The following is a 17926-nucleotide window of genomic DNA, read 5'->3' as shown; positions in this document are numbered from 1 at the left end:
ACATCGTATTATGTCAGATTTTAATTAGGGGAGAGAAATTTTATGTTGAAAAAAATTATTCCAGTTGCTTTAGCATTAAGTACAGTTACTTTTACTAGTGTATTTGCTGCGCCTTCAATCCAAGCAAGTACAGAACAAAATCGCTACATAGATGTACAAATGCTCGGTATTAACGATTTTCATGGGCAACTAGACACTGTAAAAAAAATTAACAATAAAGATGCAGGGGGAATTGAGTACTTAGGGGCTTATTTACGTGATCGTGAAAAACAAAATCCAAATACATTAAAGGTACATGCTGGAGATGTTGTTGGAGCAAGTACTCCTGTTTCAGCATTATTACAAGACGAACCTACAATTGAATTTCTAAATGATTTGAAATTCGATGTTGGAACGATAGGAAATCATGAATTTGATGAAGGTGTTGAAGAAATGAACCGCCTTATTTATGGTGGATACCATGAGAAAACAGGAAATTTTAAAGGAGCAAAATTCCCATATGTTGCTGCAAATTTCTATAATAAATCCACCGGTCGTTTATTTTTACCACCATTCACTATAAAAAAGGTACAAGGAGTTCCTGTTGGCTTTATCGGAGTCGTAACAACGGATGTTCCTAACCTTGTTATGCCTACTATGCTAAAGAATGTAGAAATTACAGATGAAGTTGAAGCTATTAACAAATCCGTAAAGCAATTAAAAAAACTAGGCGTTAAATCTATCGTTGTTCTTGCACATAACGGAGGTATAACAGATGGGAACGGCGTAACAAATGGTGATATCGTCCGATTAGCAAATGAGACTGATCCAGAAGTCGATGTTATTTTTGGTGGCCATAGCCACACCTATGTAAATGGAACTGTTAATAATAAACTTGTCGTACAAGCAAATTCTTATGGTATGGCTTTTGCTGATGTTGATGTAAAGATTGATCGTAAGACACAAGATATTGTTGAGAAAAAAGCAGAAATTGTTACAACTTATCATGAAGGCATAGAGCCTGATAAAAAAATAAAGAAGAAGATGGAGAAATATCAAGCAAAAATCGCACCTCTTGTTAATGAAGTTGTAGGTAAGTCTATCGCTCCACTAGATCGCAAACAAAATATGGCTGGTGAATCTACTCTTGGAAATTTAGTTGCTGATGCTCAGCGTACAACAATGCAATCCCAAATTGCACTTATGAATCCTGGTGGTATTCGTAATGACTTAGATGCTGGTGATATTACATGGGGAGAGATATATGGTATTCAACCATTCGGAAATCAATTAATAAAAGTAAATTTAACAGGTCAAGACATTCGTGATATTTTAAATCAACAATGGCAAAAAGACATAACAAGAATGCTTCAAATTTCAGGTATCCAATACACTTGGGATGCGAACAAGCCTAATGGAGAAAAAGTAACAAGTATTCGCTTAACAAATGGAGAAGAAATTATTCCTTCTAAAACTTACAGCGTCGTTGCGAACGCATTTCTAGCTTCAGGTGGAGATGGATTTGTATCCTTTAAAAACGGTAAAGATGCTGAAACAGGACCAACTGATTTTGAAGCATTAGTAGATTATATAAAAAAATCAAAAGAACCAATTCAGTCTATTATTGATGGAAGAATTCAAAAGATAAATTAGTTTTTTATTAATCTCAAAAACAACTAGATTACCTGTGCGCTATACTCTTTAGTGTGCAGGTAATCTATTTTTTTGATTTGAAATAGTCTAACTGTGGCCAATGGGTATACCGTCTAGATGCAGAGTGCCGAAAAAAATGAAGTGAACAAAAAATAACCCCTAAATTAACTCTATGATAAAGAGACTACAAACAATCAAAATTTGGAACTTCATATTAACCATATATTAACTACGTTAATAATACATACTGAAATTGAATACTTTAGATAACATCATTTATAACGAATATCTGTACATTATAATGTTATGCAATGAGGAATTTACAATACAATGAATTGAAGCTTATTTAGTTTTATATTCGTATAAGTGAATTAAGAATTTCTTAAGAACCTATTAAGAAATAAGTGAGTTTTAGGAACTAGAATAAATGTATCTTAACAGTAATAAGAAAATGAATGTTTTAAATGGAAGTTGGCAGAGTATGTCAAAAAGCTATAAGTAAATATTTCAGGAGGTTTTTTATGAAAAAGAAAATAATTATTGCAATTGTTGTTTCTGCTATAACAATGACTCATTTTGTAGGAAATACTTATGCAGATTCGAAAACAGAGGTTTCTGTTACAGCTCCCTATAATACAAATCAAATAGCGAAATGGTTAGAAGCACATGCAAAGCCTTTAAAAACAACTAATCCAACTGCATCTCTTAATGATTTGAAACCACTTAAGGATATGGTAGGTTCAGCTTCAATTGTAGGTTTAGGTGAAGCTACGCATGGGGCTCATGAAGTTTTTACGATGAAACACCGCATTGTTAAGTATTTAGTATCTGAAAAGGGCTTTACCAATCTAGTTTTAGAAGAGGGATGGGACAGGGCCTTGGAACTTGATCGATATGTTCTTACTGGTAAGGGAAACCCAAGCCAACATCTAACACCTGTATTTAAGACGAAAGAAATGCTAGATTTACTTGATTGGATTCGGCAATATAATGCTAATCCAAAACATAAACCGAAAGTACGTGTCATCGGGATGGACATTCAATCAGTAAACGAAAATGTTTATAATAATATAATAGAATATATTAAAGCGAACAATTCAAAACTGTTGCCTAGAGTAGAAGAGAAGATAAAAGGGCTTATTCCTGTAACAAAGGATATGAATACTTTTGAAAGCCTTACGAAAGAAGAAAAAGAAAAGTATGTTTTAGATGCTAAACAAATTAGTGCTTTATTAGAGGAAAATAAAAGTCATTTAAATGGGAAATCTAAAGAGTTCGTATGGATAAAGCAAAATGCTCGTATTATTGAACAGTTTACTACAATGTTAGCGACACCTCCTGATAAACCAGCGGATTTTTATTTGAAACATGATATTGCAATGTATGAAAATGCGAAGTGGACTGAAGAACATTTAGGAAAAACCATTGTATGGGGACATAATGGACACGTTTCGAAAACAAATATGCTTTCTTTTATATACCCTAAAGTAGCAGGGCAGCATTTAGCAGAATATTACGGAAAACGGTACGTATCTATTGGAACGTCAGTTTATGAAGGACAATACAATGTGAAGAATAGCAATGGTGAATTTGGCCCCTATGGAACATTAAAATCGGATGATCCAAACAGTTATAACTACATCTTTGGAAAAGTTAAAAAAGATCAATTTTTTATTGATTTACGTAAGGCGAACGGCGTGACAAAAACTTGGTTAAACGAACAACATCCAATTTTCGCTGGAATAACTACCGAAGGGCCTGATATACCAAAAACTGTTGATATATCATTAGGTAAAGCATTTGATATACTTGTTCAAATTCAAAAAGTGAGTCCATCTCAAGTACATCAATAAATTTAGAATCATGTGCCTTAATGACAAATTTCATAGTGTTTCATATAACACAATGAAATTTGTTTTATATAGCAAGAAGAATAATCGCATTAGAAAAAATCAGCAGTTTAACCTGTTAAGAGTAAAACGAATCTTACAATATGTAAAGCGCAAAAACACTGAAGCGAAAAGCATCGGTGTTTTTTGCGCTTTCGGGCACAGATGCTACTTCAACCCTAGTGTACAAGTAATTTTGAATGTAAGGAATTTGTAAGGAATAGGTAAGAAAAAAGAGATTTTCATTGTGTAGGATAAAAATATAAGGAGGCGTGAAGGGGGGAACAATTACGGCCTACATATAAAACAAACAATCAGTAACAAGAGTGTTTTGTGAAAATAATGAGTACAATGATTGCAAATGCATTGTTGCCTTTTCATCATTTGGAGAATGGATAGCTGTGTGGTTCGTATATGACACTTCTATCAACTATCTATACAATTTTAATAGAAGAGAGGAATTCTTTATGAAAACACGCAGTAAAATTACATGTGCAAGTCTAGCACTTTTAATAGGTGGAAGTTCCCTGTTATACATAACACCAACATCAGTTGTAAAAGCAGAACCTACGCAAAATGTATCTAGTTCGTTACAAACAAGTACGCAAAGCGATCGTACTTCCGTTAAGAAAGCAATGCGAGATGAACTGCAACTTGGATACCCGGGAATACTCGCTAAAATTTCTAAGGGGGGTAAAACTTGGAGTTATACAGCTGGGGTAGCGGATCTGAAAACTAAGAAACCAATGAAAGCAGATTTTCGCTTTCGCATTGGCAGTGTGACGAAAACGTTCATTGCAACAGTTCTACTTCAATTATCTGGAGAGAACCGTTTGAATCTAGACGACTCCATTGAAAAATGGTTACCTGGTGTTATTCAAGGAAACGGATATGATGGTAACCAGATTACGATCCGGCAAATATTGAATCATACAAGTGGTATTGCTGACTATATAAATTCAAAAGACTTTGATATTACGGATATAAAAAAATCGTATACGGCTGAAGAATTTGTAAAGATGGGGATTTCACTTCCCCCAGACTTTGCCCCAGGAAAGGGTTGGTCTTATTCAAATACAGGATATGTAATACTAGGAATCCTTATTGAAAAAGTAACAGGAAACAGCTATGCGGAAGAGGTTGAAAATCGGATTATTGAACCGCTTGATTTGTCAAATACATTTCTACCTGGTAATTCAAGCGTGATTCCAGGCACCAAGCATGCCCGTGGCTATTTGCAACTAGACGGAGCGAGTGAGCTAAAAGACGTTACTTATATTAACCCAGGTAGCTCGGATGGAGATATGATTTCCACTGCTGACGACTTAAACAAATTCTTCTCTTACTTACTAGGTGGCAAATTACTGAAGGAACAGCAGTTAAAACAAATGCTTACTACAGTTCCTACAAATAGAGAGGGAACCGGATATGGTCTTGGAATACTTGAAATTAAGCTTCCGAACGGTGTCTCGGTATGGGGACACAGGGGGGGCGTTCCAGGGTTTTCCACTTTTGCTGGTGGAACACTTGGAGGTAAACATACACTCGCTATCAATTCGAACAGTTTAAACATTAATAACCCGGAAGTTTTTAAAAACATTTTACTTGCTGAATTTAGCAAGTAGGAAAAACGGATAAATTTTGTCATTTGTAATTTCCATCGGAATGGATTACCGCTTGAAATGAGTATAGAGGGATTAAGTATCTAGAAACAATCAAGCCAATCATGAAGGATGGCTAAGTAAAAGAATTTGTTTATACATTGGCCAATTAAAAGAGCAACAGATATAATGAGTGATTAGTATGTATCTAGTATTGCATTTGTATTGGTATCGTCACGGATTGTAAATTTGTATAAGGTGCGAAGTTTAATTTAAGACTTCGCACTTTTGATGTTTAACAGCTTTTATTACGAAGCTATTAACAATAGAAAAAAGGAGAATGTAACTAGTTATGTGGATACTACTGTATGATTGGTGCAACAAATTGTGACTCTAACGTATTTGAAAGGCCTGATAAATTCAACGTTTATCGTCCTGACATTGATATTAAAAAGGCATTTAGTGGTACTGCAAGACATCTTGCTTTTGGATTAAGTATCTATAATTGTGTAGGAGCAGCATTTGCAAAATTAGAAATTGAAATAGATTCAACCATTAAAGATAATATTAGCAGGAAAAAATTGAGGGACATTAAGGATTTTGTGAAGAAGATTTCAAAAATGAACTGAAATCTAATAAACAACGTAAAAGCTAAAAGATTTTCGCTGTGAGAACATCTCAAAATATTAAATTGATGGTAACTTTGTTGTAGCTCTTTAAACATACCTATATTAAAACCCAAATATCTCAGCATTAAATTGAGAAATTTGGGTTTTTCTAAAGGAATCAATTTTTTAAAAAATTTTTAGAAATTTAAACATAAAGTATTGTATACATGTAAGTATGATTAAAAATGAAAAGTTGTAAATGCTAAATTTAATTAAATATGCCTTGCTCTCTTTAACATTGGCCTGAATGAATAGTTTATAGGAGATTACACTGGCTAAAGATGCGATGATTGTTCCGAGCCCTCCAATATTTACTCCTAGTAATAAAGCTTTCCAATCAGAAGTAAAGTTTGATAGAAGAATTGAAGTAGGAAAATTGCTAATCAATTGACTCAAAAATATGGAACTAAAGAAGACTGAAGTATCTCCTCTTAAATTAGCGCGAGCAAATGTCTCCAGTGCATCCGAATGTGAAATGTTTCCGATGAAAATAAAAAAACAGACAAAGGTTATTAGAAGAAAGTAATCGATCTTAAATAGTAAGTTTCTATCTAACGTAAATGCTGCTATCAATGTGACTATTAGTGCAATGTAATAATTAATGACACCAAAAATAGATGCAATGATAGTGATAAGTATTAAAATCCAGACGTTAGCTTTTTTTCGATTTTTCACGGTAATAACAGGTAGTTCTATTTTCAAATCTGTTTTTTGAAGTTTTTGAGTACATATAAATAACAAACTAATTCCAAGTACAGCTAAAAGCAGGATTGAACCTAAAAATGGGATGAGCTTAATTCCATAGTAAGAATATAGGTATAAATTTTGTGGGTTTCCCATAGGCATCAAGCTACTACCGATGTTTGCCGCAATTGTCTGCAGGATGATTGTATCCATCATGTTCATTTGTGTTTTTTTACTAATGACAAGTGTTATTGGTACAAAAGTGAGGAGAGCGACATCATTTGTTACAAACATGGAGCAAATAAAGCATAACAAAATTAGAATAATAGATATTGACCTGCTGTTATTGCATTTATTTAAAATGGCAACGGCAAGTTTGTCTAATATCTTTAGCTGTTCCAAGGCCTTAATGGCCACCATTAGATTAAATAAGCTAATTAACACTTCAAAGTTAATATATTCGATCTTTGGCGAATGTATTAAGCAGCTTACAATTGCTAGTATCAGTGAAATGGTAAGCACTAAATCCTTTTTTAAAAATTCGAATTTCATAAGGAGTCTTTTTTTATTTTGAACGAATACTATTTCTTTCACAATACACCACCTGTAATCTATGTTAGTAAATATACGTTTTTTGGGATAACTCGATATTGCTAGAAAAGAGGATGTCATAAGGTCCTAAATAAGAGTTTTGTAATGTTTCATCCCTTCAACAAAATCCTTTTTTTTCTTAGTGTCTTTCATGTTGTAAATATGTGCAATATAGACGAATCCAACTAGGGGGATTAATTGAGAAAACAAATGTTTTTTGTATGATACCATAAATAAATTAAATGCTTTGTTTTTTTAATATTCTTATAATATCCTATTGATTCTTGATTTCAAATACTTTATATGAACTTCTAAAAGAGAAAAAGTATGCATGTTTTTATGAAGAAAATAGAGGCTTGTCAAGGGATAGGTAGAACAAAATCTGCGACGTTTGGATACTGTATAAAATTCACAAAATCTCAGTGTTTTTTAGATGAAAAAAACTTAAAATATTTTTTGTTTTTATAAAAATCTGTACTTTTTCGTAACATTCTGTACTTTTAATTATAAATTAAAGACAAGATTTTCTTAGTTGAATAGTGAAAGCGCTTTATAGAGTTTTCGCGAAGTTTTTACCTAGCCTATTTTTGAGATTAGTAGTGAGAAAGGAGATATTTCCATGTTCTTGAGAAGATTAACAAAAAACCACTTAATCACTATTGATTATTATGATTTAAATCACCGGTAAACGAAACAAACATAGTAGTACAACAATGTTAGTGGATAAAAATATTAGTTTTGCAGAAAGGGGTAGAGCATCCGTTTGTATAATCGTTAAGTACTTCAAAATTTCAGTTTTACGGTTACATGTTGTGATGTTTGCTTAAACAGGCCAATCCGATTCATATAGAAAATTTTTATCCTTGTTGTATTTGAATATGAAAGAGGTATTTATACCAGGAAATATAGGTGATTTTATATAGATTATGATAGATAAATTTTGGTATGGAGTGATGATATGGAAAGGTTTTTTGTAGATTTAGTCGGATCAACAAATGATTTTTTATGGTCTAAATTGTTAATTATTATGCTTGTTATTTGCGGAATTTATTTTACATTTAAATTGAATTTTGTACAGTTTCGAATGTTAAACGAGATGGTCCGTGTATTAATGGAGGGAAAAAGTGGTGCTAAAGATCAAGTCTCTCCTTTTCAAGCGTTTTGTATTGGTATGGCAGCCCGCGTTGGAACAGGGAATATTACAGGAATTGCGATTGCAATTGCATTAGGTGGTCCTGGAGCTGTATTTTGGATGTGGATTATTTCTATTATCAGCTCGGCATCTAGTTTTGTCGAAAGCACATTAGCACAGATATATAAAGTAAAAGATAAAACTGGTTTCCGCGGTGGTCCATCCTATTATATGGAAAAAGGATTGAATAAACGTTGGATGGGAGTATTATTCTCTATTTTAATCACAATTACTTTTGGACTTGTATTCAATTCAGTACAATCAAATACAGTTACAATTGCTTTTCAAAACTCATTTGGTACAGATCGTCTAACAGTTGGGATAATCATGGCCATTGCTTTCGCTGCGATTATTTTTGGTGGTGTACAACGTATTGCAAAAATGGCTGAATACAAGGTGGTATTTTTAGCGGTATTATACATTGGAGTTGCATTATTTGTTGTAGTTACCAACATATCAAAAATGCCGGAAGTTCTTTCTCTTATTGTTCAAAACGCATTTGGTTTTAAACAAATAGCAGGCGGTTCAATTGGTGCAGCACTTATGAATGGAGTTAAACGTGGTTTATTTTCAAATGAAGCTGGTATGGGAAGTGCACCAAACGTTGCCGCAACAGCAACAACAAGTCATCCGGTGAAACAAGGACTGATTCAAGCATTTGGTGTATTAACGGATACACTAATCATTTGTACTAGCACAGCTTTTATTATTTTGCTGTCTGATGCATATAAACAACCGGGATTAAATGGTATTGCACTTACACAAGCAGCATTAAGTGAACACATAGGTCCTTGGGCATCGGGTTGTCTTGCTATCTTTGTTTTTTTATTTGGATTCGGTGCGTTAATTGGCAACTATTATTATGGTGAAACAAATATTCGCTTCTTACATACAAGTAAAGTGTGGCTAATGATATATAGAATAAGTGTGTTGGCTATGATTATATTTGGTTCTGTTGCCAAGATTCAAATTGTATGGGATTTAGCGGACTTATTTATGGGCTTTATGGTTATTATTAATTTAATTGCTATTACCTTACTTTCAAAAGTAGCATTTGCGGCGTTACAAGATTATATAAACCAGAAAAAAGCTGGTAAAGATCCTATTTTTTATAAAGAAAACATTAAAGGACTTGAAAATATTGAATGTTGGGATAGTTATGAGAAAACTTCAAAAAAGAAAAGTGTGTAATAAGAAGGATATTCAGACTGCAATATGTCTGAATATTTTTCTTGGTTCTAGTGCAAATATTATTGATTATAGTAAAGAAAAAATCATTCTATATAAAGTTAATAGTACGGGGGAATATGATTAAATGATAAAGGATTCTAGCGTTCAAGTTGAGGGTCAAGAAAAAGTTTGCTTAGATCAATGGGTAGCTCATTATCGAGCGTATGCAGCTAAGGGACGAAGCGCCAGTTATATTCCCGCTCTGGGGGAAATAAATGTATCGCAGTTAGGTATTTGTATAGTAAAGCCAGATGGAACAATGATAAAATCAGGAGATTGGGAGATACCTTTCACATTACAAAGTATATCAAAAGTAATCGGTTTTATAGCCGCTTGTTTAAGTCGCGGTATTTCTTATGTATTAGAACGAGTTGACGTAGAGCCAACTGGAGATGCCTTTAATTCAATTATTCGTTTAGAGATACATAAACCAGGAAAACCTTTTAATCCTATGATCAATGCTGGAGCAATTACGATAGCTTCACTTTTGCCAGGGACATCGGTGCAAGAAAAATTAGAATTTCTATACGTATTAATTGAAAAAATGATAGAGAAGCGTCCCGCTATTAATGAAATAGTATTTCAATCAGAATGGGAAACGGCTCATCGTAATAGAGCATTAGCATACTATTTAAAGGAGAATGGTTTTCTAGAATCAGATGTGGAGGAGACACTAGAGGTTTACCTAAAACAATGTTCGATTGAAATAAATACAGAAGATATTGCCTTAATAGGGCTTATACTAGCACATGATGGATATCATCCTATTCGCAAAGAACAAGTGCTCCCTAAAGAAGTAGCTAGGTTAACAAAAGCTTTAATGCTTACTTGTGGAATGTACAATGCTTCCGGAAAATTTGCTGCTTTCATTGGATTACCAGCTAAGAGTGGGGTATCGGGCGGAATTATGACACTTGTTCCCTCAAAATCTAGGAAGGATTTATCGTTTCAAGATGGATGTGGTATTGGTATTTACGGACCAGCCATTGATGAGTATGGGAATAGTTTACCAGGAATTATGTTGTTAGAACATATTGCAAAAGAATGGGATTTAAGTATATTTTAAAAAGGAGCACAGATATTTTGGTGTTAGAGCGAGTCCAAAAGTGTTCAGACCTTATATTGTGTCTGAACATTTTTGAGTTATAAAGTATCTTTCTAAAGTAGAAGAGTGTAATGAATACTCACAATCTATAATGCTTTCGTTTATATCTTATTTATCAGTTTTTGAAAAAAATAGAGTAAGTATTGTATTAATGCAAATAGGTTTGTATACTGACTGTTAGGCGAAAGTGAGAAGTGATTATTTTGAATCTTAGTAATTTAGTAAAAAAAGACATCTATATTCTCGTTTTAATGATACTTACAGTACCCTTAGTAGGTGAAATAAAGTCATTTCCTTTAAATGAAACATTTAGAATGAGCTTTGGCGCACCAACATTTTTCTTTTTTTTGTTATTGTTTCGACGAATTCCAGCATTTTTACCGGGTTTTTTAACAGCGATAGTCGTGGTAGTATTTCGTATCTCAATGGATGTCATTATAAAGGGAAATATGGATTGGCTAGCCGCTTTTCATACTCACTATCCTAGTTTTTTCTTTTATTTTACTTATTCGTATCTCTTTCATTTAGCAAAAATCAAACGTTTTTATCATCAACCACTAATGATTGGTTTTATTGGTTGCATGATTGAAATACTGTCAGACTGTGTGGAATTAATGATTCAATATTTCGTATTAAAAACATCGATCACATCCGAGGCAATAAATGAGATCATTGTTATCGCATGTTCCCATAGTTTTATAGTTCTAAGCTTTTTCAATATGATGAAATTGTATGAAGCGCAATCAAGGGAGAGACATATAAAGAAGCAAAATGAACATATGCTCATGCTCATCTCTAATTTATATGAAGATGCTGTTCATTTAAAGAAAACATTACAAGATGCTGAGAATATAACAAAAAAATCCTATGATTTATATAAAACCTTAGACTCCTTTGAGCACAAACAGATGGATTTTCAGTTTGAGGATTTAAGGCAACAGGCATTACAAATTGCTGGTGAGGTCCATGACGTTAAAAAGGATAACCAACGTATTTTTGCGGGACTTTCAAAATTAATTTCTGATGAAAGTTTTACAGATTATATGTCTGTGCATGAACTAGTAAATATCATTATACGGGCAAATACGAAATATGCACGGTTGCTAGAGAAAGACATCCAATTTGTGTATAAAATTGATGGTGTGCATCCTCATTATCATATTTACACAATCTTATCTATTATAAATAATATCGTTACAAACGCTGTAGAAGCTATCCAAGGTATGGGAACCATCACAATTGACATTAATAAAGACCACCATTTTGTTGAATTTCAAATAGGCGATAATGGTCCTGGTATTTCTTCAAAATATAAAGATTCAATTTTTGAGCCTGGGTTTACTTCTAAATATGATGATTTAGGCAACCCATCGACAGGTATCGGATTATCGTATGTTAAAGAAATGGTCGAACAACTTGAAGGTGATGTTACGCTTGAGGACAGAACCGAAGGAAAAGGATCAATTTTTATAATTAGATTAGGGATTGATCATATAATTTCGAAAGGGTGATTCTATGTATTTTTATATAGTAGATGATGAAAAAGCGGTTCGCTCAATGTTGGCTCAAATTATCGAGGATGAAGATCTTGGGGAGGTTATAGGAGAAGCTGAGGATGGTTTATCTTTAGAGCAACAAATGGTAATCCTTAAAAATATAGACATTTTATTTATCGATTTGTTAATGCCGAATCAAGATGGAATAAAAACAATTCGTCAAATAAAGCCTTCGTTTAAAGGGAAAATCATCATGGTCTCTCAAGTAGAATCAAAAGAATTAATTGCTGAAGCTTATTCGCTTGGTGTTGAATACTATATTATTAAGCCAATTAACCGGATTGAAGTATTAACAGTTGTTCGGAAAGTCATTGAACGAATTCGTTTGGAAAAATCAATAAAAAACATTCAAGAATCGCTTAATATGGTACTAAAATTGGATAGTAATTTAAGTACGCAAGAAAAATACCGTAGTGAAAAACATTTAAATACTTTCAATCATTTTCAAAATTCCATTCATTTTCTTTTGTCTGAATTAGGAATAGCCAGTGAAAGTGGAAGTAAAGATTTAATGGATATGCTAGATTATTTATATAAATATGAACAAGATAACACGTTGGAACAAGGCTTTCCCTCACTAAAAGAGATTTTTATGAATTTGGCTCAAAAAAAACTTGGGGATTCAGCTGAAGATGCCGAATTAAAAAGGTTCATAGAAGCTTCCAAACAACGGATTCGGAGAGCAATTTATCAATCATTAAACCATTTAGCATCCCTTGGACTTACTGATTTTTTAAACCCGAAGTTCGAAAATTATGCTTCTAGATTTTTTGATTTTACTACCGTAAGGAGAAAGATGACAGAATTGAATAATGAACCAACATTACCTGCTCGTATTGATACGAAAAAATTTATTCAAGTTCTTTATTTTGAAGCAAAACGAATACACCTGGAGTTAAGATAATAAACTCTTGCTAAGTATTATTTTCAATTGATAGATTGATAATTGTTTTCATGTTATTGGTTTTATATAGTTTTTCTAAGAGAGGATTTTCCTTTATTTCATATTGGCTTTAAAATCAGAAAATTCCGTATCGATTCGGTAGAAGTGTATGAACTTAAAACAAAAGAATATGTATTTTTTACACATTAATATTCATTAAAAAAAACGAGTATTTTCACAATAAAATATAAATACATAGTAAGTTGAATTGAAAAAAAGATGCTATCTTCTGGCATCTTTTTTTCTTTAAGAGGAAATATCATTGATCCTTATATTATTTGAAATTCAAATGCGGGCATATAAATAAGGGAAAAGGAGATAATATTTAACAAATTATAATTGGAAATGGTATTTTAGGTCAGAAATGTTTTTATACTAATTAGGTTATTGGTACTAAATAAGCATAATGTCTCGCTTTTCTGCTCTTTAATCTTATCGTTATTTTTTATTAAGTACATATCGTTTTTTAGAAATCTCAATCCTAGCAGAGTATATAAATTGGGTGATAAAAATGTGGAACATAATTACTTCTTATCTTCCAGATTGGAAAGTCTTTGTACAAGCTTTTATCTTGTTTTTAATTCCGTATACTATCTCAAGATTTTTTCATTGGGTTCGTATGTCAGAGAAAGAGTGGGAAGAATGAGTTGGTGGAAGTCAAGAGACAAACAAGTGAAAAAAAATAATATTCAAAGTAAAACGAAACAAGAGCATAAACCATCTCAAAATACAAACGTTCATTTCACAAATGATTTTGCCTCTAACTTAGAACTTATAAAGCAACAAATCGGACATAATTCTGATGTTCGATTTCGGAAGTTTAATATTGGACGCACAGATATTCAGGCTGGGATCGTTTTTGTTGATGGTCTATCAGATAAAGAGATAATTGACAAACATATTATGAAATTACTAATGGATGATTTTTCTGATGAATATAAAAATGAATCTTCTTATGTGGAGGGGACTGTTTCAAAAGAATATATTAAAAATAAAGTTCTTACAATTAGTGAAGTAGCAGAAGTCCATTACATAAAAGATTTAATACCCAAAGTATTGATAGGTTCAACAGCTCTTTTAATTGATGGTTTAGCAGATGTGTTTATTCTTGGTACAACAAAAGCAAATAAACGAAACATTGAAGAACCAGTATCGGAGGCATTAGTCAGAGGGCCACGGGTCGGTTTTACTGAAGTATTAAGTGATAATACCTCACTTTTGCGACGACACTGTGCGGATGAGAGCTTATCATTAGTAAAGCTACCAGTAGGAGAACGTGCAAAGAAAGAGTTAGTCGTCGCATTTATTAAAGATCTTGCTAGTACAGAATTGGTGGATGAAATAAAAAACAGAATTCAGAAAATTGACATAGACAGTGTACTCGAATCTGGTTATATAGAGCAACTTATTGAAGATAATTATCTCAGTCCTTTTCCGCAGATTCAAAATACAGAACGACCTGATCGTGTTATTAGTGCTTTGATGGAAGGTCGAGTAGCTATTTTGTTAGATGGAACACCATTTGTTTTAATTGCTCCAGTTACATTTAGTATGCTGCTGCAATCACCAGAAGATTATTATGAAAGGTGGCTTCCTGGTACGCTTCTCCGCTTATTACGCTTCATGACAGCTTTTGTTTCATTATTTGCTCCAGCACTGTATATTTCTTTTATTTCATTTCATCCAGGATTAATTCCCACTAAGCTCGCTATTTCTATTATCGGATCGCGAGAAGGAGTTCCTTTTCCCGCTTTAATAGAAGCGTTAATTATGGAAGTAGCTATCGAAGTTTTGCGAGAAGCAGGTTTACGTCTGCCTAAACCGATTGGACCTGCAATGGGAATTGTGGGCGGTTTAATAATTGGTCAGGCTGCCGTAGAAGCAGGAATTGTTAGTCCAATAATGGTTATCGTTGTTGCGGTAACAGCTATTTCTTCTTTTACTATTCCGCAATATAGTGTGGGAATTACGTTACGCATTCTTCGTTTTATAGCTATGTTTTGTGCTGCGATATTTGGCTTGTATGGAGTTATTCTCTTCTTTCTTTTACTTTGCAGTCATTTAGTGAAACTGAAAAGTTTTGGCGTTCCTTATACCAGCCCTGCTGTTCCATATCGATTCAGTGATTGGAAAGATTTTATGGTTCGCATGCCATTAAAAATAATGAGACGTCGACCGAAAATAATGCATACCAAAAAAACTATCCGCAAAAGGTAGCTGATGACGAAAGGAAGTGGCCTTCAGTGATTACTATACCTAAAGACCGAATAACAACTTCACAAGCAGTTGTTATTATTGTAAATTACATACTTGGGACAGGAATTCTTACTTTGCCCAGAGCATCTGTGGAAAAAGTGAAAACACCAGATGTATGGTTAAGTGTGATATTAGGTGGGATACTGGCAATGGTTTCAGGAGTAATTATGGTCAAATTAAGTCAGCAGTTTCCAGAAAAAACATTTTACCAATACAGTCAAGATATTGTAGGGAAATGGATAGGGAGATTGCTTAGTTTTCTTATTATAGGGTATTTTCTTACAACTTCAGCATTTCAAATTCGTTCAATGGCAGAAGTAATAAGCTTTTTTTTACTAGAAGGAACCCCCACATGGGCTATTGTTATGCCTTTTATGTGGATAGGTCTCTATTTGATTATGGGTGGTATTAATTCAATTGCACGGATGTTTGAAATAATATTTCCTATTACTGTTTTTATTTTTTTAATCATTTCCTTTATGAGTATCGGAATATTCGAGATAGATAATCTCCGTCCCGTATTAGGTTTGGGAATTAAACCAGTGTTAGATGGGATAAAAACAACGTCTCTCGCATATACAGGTCCTGAAATTATGTTAATTCTTTTGGTATTTATGGAACAACGAAAGAAAGCAGTAAAAGCTATTTTAGTTGGAATTTCTATTCCGTTAATCTTTTATGTAATAACTGTTGTAATGGTCATTGGTGCATTATCAGTTGATGGGGTTGTAACAAGAACATGGCCGACAATTGACCTTATGCGCAGTTTTGAAATTTCTGGTTTGATATTTGAACGTTTTGAATCTTTACTGCTTGTAATATGGATTATGCAAATATTTGCTACCTATACGATTAGTTATTATGCAGCTGCATTAGGATTAGCGCAACTCTTTAAAAAGAGTATTCATCCGTTTATTTTTGCTTTGATTCCAATCATTTACATCATTGCTATGACTTCGAAAAATATAAATGACTTGCTTAAATTGGGGGATATGCTCGGTAATGTTGCATTATTTTTATTTGGTTTACTACCACTGCTTCTTCTTATTATTACGCGATTAAAAGGAGGAGTAGTGTGAAACATAAATTTAATTATATGCGGTTCTATTTGGCTTTGTTATGGACGCTTTTGCTTCTATTTTTAACAGGGTGTTGGAGCAGTAAAGAAGTAGAAGAGTTGAGTTTAACTGCAGGTATAGCACTAGATAAAGGGAAGGATTCAACAATTGAGAAAGAGGATGAGGAAGGAGGTTATCCTAAAAGAAATCTTATAACAGCTACTTATCAAATTGTTAGTTCGCAAGCACAAAGTAAAGGAAATGGACAACAAAAACGTTATATAAATGTTTCTGAGACCGGTGATTCCATTCATCAAATTGTTCGTGAGTTTTCATTGAAAAGAGAGAGCACAATGTTCAGCCCACATTTAAAAAACATTGTTATTAGTGATAGTCTTGTACGTACATACAGTTTAGAACAATTACTTGAACAGTATCTCCGTGACAATGAAGTTCGGCTTAGCTGTATGCTCTTAATTAGCAAGGGTCTAGCGAAGGAGGTACTGGAATCAAACAAAAAAGGAGAAATCCCAGCATTTCGTTTGTCTGGAATTGCAGATAATAGAAATAGAACAACAAGGATTTTACCTCCTGTATCGCTCGCTAAATTGGAAGGAAAGATGCGGTCAGGGTCCAGTTTTCTTTTGCAAAATGTAATCTCGATAAAAGGAGAAACAAAATTTGCAGGAGCTGCTGTAATTAAAGGAAAGACAAAAAAGTTGATGGGCTTTTTAAATGAACAGGAATTGGAAGGAGTAGTATGGATAAACGGAAAAAGGAATGGTGGTGTGGTAAAAACTTTTGATAAAGAATCAAAGAAACTCATTATATACGAAATAAAGTCAATAAAAAGCAAAATCATACCACATGTTAACGGAAATAATATTTCCTTTGATGTAAACATTGAATCAGAAGGGCGTTTGTCTGAAAATTGGATACAATCAGGAAAAGATTTTGAAAATGAATTTTTAAAAAGGGAAGAAAAAGCTATTGAAAAAGAAGTAAAGCACTTAGTACATCATGTTACAAAAAAAATACAAAAAGAATACCAAGTCGATATTGCGGGTTTTGGCAACCAATTAAGAATTAAACACCCGAGAACATGGGAGAAAGTCAAAAAAAATTGGGATCAAACATTTAGTAAGGTACCGATTAAATATCATATAAATGTAACTATACAAGATTATGGAGCGTCAAGTTTAAAACGGTGAGATACCTTAATTGAAATTATATTTGCATCAAAACAAAAAGTTACAAAAATTTTAATTTAAAAATTTTTGTAACTTTTTGTTTTTTTATGTCCTTCTTATTATAGATTAAAGAAATGATTTTATCCCGCTATTTGCCGGGCAGCAAGACCCCCACCTCAAAATTCAGCGAAAGCAAAGAAGTTATTAGAGGTATATGTAAGCTCTATATAGGAAGGAGAATTTTGAAATTCTATTGATAAACCAAGTAATTGTAATAGCCCTTATTTAGAATAATAATTTCAAAATCAATAAAATTTAGAGTAGAAGGAGC

General features: G+C 33.1%; 12 protein-coding genes. 11 read left to right on the top strand and 1 reads right to left on the bottom strand.

From position 1 onward, the window contains the following. Positions 1–42: 42 nt before the first annotated feature. The 4 genes from ACTL4X_RS15495 (at position 43) to ACTL4X_RS15480 (ending at position 5751) form a co-directional block, all read left to right on the top strand. Positions 43–1632, top strand: coding sequence for a bifunctional metallophosphatase/5'-nucleotidase (locus ACTL4X_RS15495; RefSeq protein WP_000913780.1), 1590 nt, complete (start codon positions 43–45; stop codon positions 1630–1632). Positions 1633–2153: 521 nt separating this feature from the next. Next, on the top strand, positions 2154–3485 hold the full coding sequence (locus tag ACTL4X_RS15490; RefSeq protein WP_441394918.1) for an erythromycin esterase family protein: 1332 nt from the start codon (positions 2154–2156) through the stop codon (positions 3483–3485). A gap of 503 nt (positions 3486–3988) precedes the next feature. Next, on the top strand, positions 3989–5146 hold the full coding sequence (locus ACTL4X_RS15485) for a serine hydrolase domain-containing protein (RefSeq protein ID WP_000857805.1): 1158 nt from the start codon (positions 3989–3991) through the stop codon (positions 5144–5146). A 344-nt stretch (positions 5147–5490) separates the two neighbouring features. Further along, positions 5491–5751 carry a cytochrome P450 gene (locus tag ACTL4X_RS15480; protein WP_002164511.1) on the top strand — a complete coding sequence of 87 codons (261 nt, stop codon included), beginning with the start codon at positions 5491–5493 and terminating at the stop codon, positions 5749–5751. A gap of 165 nt (positions 5752–5916) precedes the next feature. Here the strand turns inward: ACTL4X_RS15480 and ACTL4X_RS15475 are convergent, their stop codons facing one another. Beyond that, positions 5917–7068: an anion transporter gene (locus ACTL4X_RS15475; RefSeq protein ID WP_000659279.1), complete on the bottom strand. Its 1152-nt coding sequence runs from the start codon at positions 7066–7068 to the stop codon at positions 5917–5919. A gap of 955 nt (positions 7069–8023) precedes the next feature. On the opposite strand from ACTL4X_RS15475, the gene ACTL4X_RS15470 reads away from it, so the two are divergent. The 7 genes from ACTL4X_RS15470 (at position 8024) to ACTL4X_RS15440 (ending at position 17616) form a co-directional block, all read left to right on the top strand. After that, complete coding sequence (locus tag ACTL4X_RS15470; protein WP_071740785.1) at positions 8024–9448, top strand: alanine/glycine:cation symporter family protein; 1425 nt, start codon at positions 8024–8026, stop codon at positions 9446–9448. A gap of 124 nt (positions 9449–9572) precedes the next feature. Then, positions 9573–10553, top strand: a complete 981-nt coding sequence (gene glsA / locus ACTL4X_RS15465) for a glutaminase GlsA (protein ID WP_071740784.1) — start codon at positions 9573–9575, stop codon at positions 10551–10553. A 233-nt stretch (positions 10554–10786) separates the two neighbouring features. Continuing rightward, positions 10787–12103 carry a sensor histidine kinase gene (locus ACTL4X_RS15460; RefSeq protein ID WP_000584790.1) on the top strand — a complete coding sequence of 439 codons (1317 nt, stop codon included), beginning with the start codon at positions 10787–10789 and terminating at the stop codon, positions 12101–12103. A gap of 4 nt (positions 12104–12107) precedes the next feature. Then, complete coding sequence (locus tag ACTL4X_RS15455; RefSeq protein ID WP_000274085.1) at positions 12108–13052, top strand: response regulator; 945 nt, start codon at positions 12108–12110, stop codon at positions 13050–13052. Positions 13053–13733: 681 nt separating this feature from the next. Beyond that, on the top strand, positions 13734–15308 hold the full coding sequence (locus ACTL4X_RS15450; protein ID WP_000119232.1) for a spore germination protein: 1575 nt from the start codon (positions 13734–13736) through the stop codon (positions 15306–15308). Between the two features lie 26 nt (positions 15309–15334). Continuing rightward, positions 15335–16426 carry a spore germination protein gene (locus ACTL4X_RS15445; RefSeq protein ID WP_000628609.1) on the top strand — a complete coding sequence of 364 codons (1092 nt, stop codon included), beginning with the start codon at positions 15335–15337 and terminating at the stop codon, positions 16424–16426. Beyond that, complete coding sequence (locus ACTL4X_RS15440; RefSeq protein ID WP_000680795.1) at positions 16423–17616, top strand: Ger(x)C family spore germination protein; 1194 nt, start codon at positions 16423–16425, stop codon at positions 17614–17616. Before ACTL4X_RS15445 ends, ACTL4X_RS15440 begins: the two co-directional genes overlap by 4 nt. Positions 17617–17926 lie beyond the last annotated feature (310 nt).

The organism is Bacillus sp. RE35 (assembly GCF_052146655.1).
Classification (GTDB): Bacteria; Bacillota; Bacilli; order Bacillales; family Bacillaceae_G; genus Bacillus_A; species Bacillus_A cereus.
The sequence above is the reverse complement of the archived record's forward strand: the minus strand, read 5'-3'. Positions and strand labels throughout refer to the sequence as shown.

Excerpts from the sequence above, each read along its gene's own strand:
- ACTL4X_RS15495 (WP_000913780.1), top strand. The coding sequence starts at position 43 with ATGTTGAAAAAAATTATTCCAGTTGCTTTAGCATTAAGTACAGTTACT.
- ACTL4X_RS15490 (WP_441394918.1), top strand. The coding sequence starts at position 2,154 with ATGAAAAAGAAAATAATTATTGCAATTGTTGTTTCTGCTATAACAATG.
- ACTL4X_RS15485 (WP_000857805.1), top strand. The coding sequence starts at position 3,989 with ATGAAAACACGCAGTAAAATTACATGTGCAAGTCTAGCACTTTTAATA.
- ACTL4X_RS15480 (WP_002164511.1), top strand. The coding sequence starts at position 5,491 with ATGATTGGTGCAACAAATTGTGACTCTAACGTATTTGAAAGGCCTGAT.
- ACTL4X_RS15470 (WP_071740785.1), top strand. The coding sequence starts at position 8,024 with ATGGAAAGGTTTTTTGTAGATTTAGTCGGATCAACAAATGATTTTTTA.
- glsA (WP_071740784.1), top strand. The coding sequence starts at position 9,573 with ATGATAAAGGATTCTAGCGTTCAAGTTGAGGGTCAAGAAAAAGTTTGC.
- ACTL4X_RS15455 (WP_000274085.1), top strand. The coding sequence starts at position 12,108 with ATGTATTTTTATATAGTAGATGATGAAAAAGCGGTTCGCTCAATGTTG.
- ACTL4X_RS15450 (WP_000119232.1), top strand. The coding sequence starts at position 13,734 with ATGAGTTGGTGGAAGTCAAGAGACAAACAAGTGAAAAAAAATAATATT.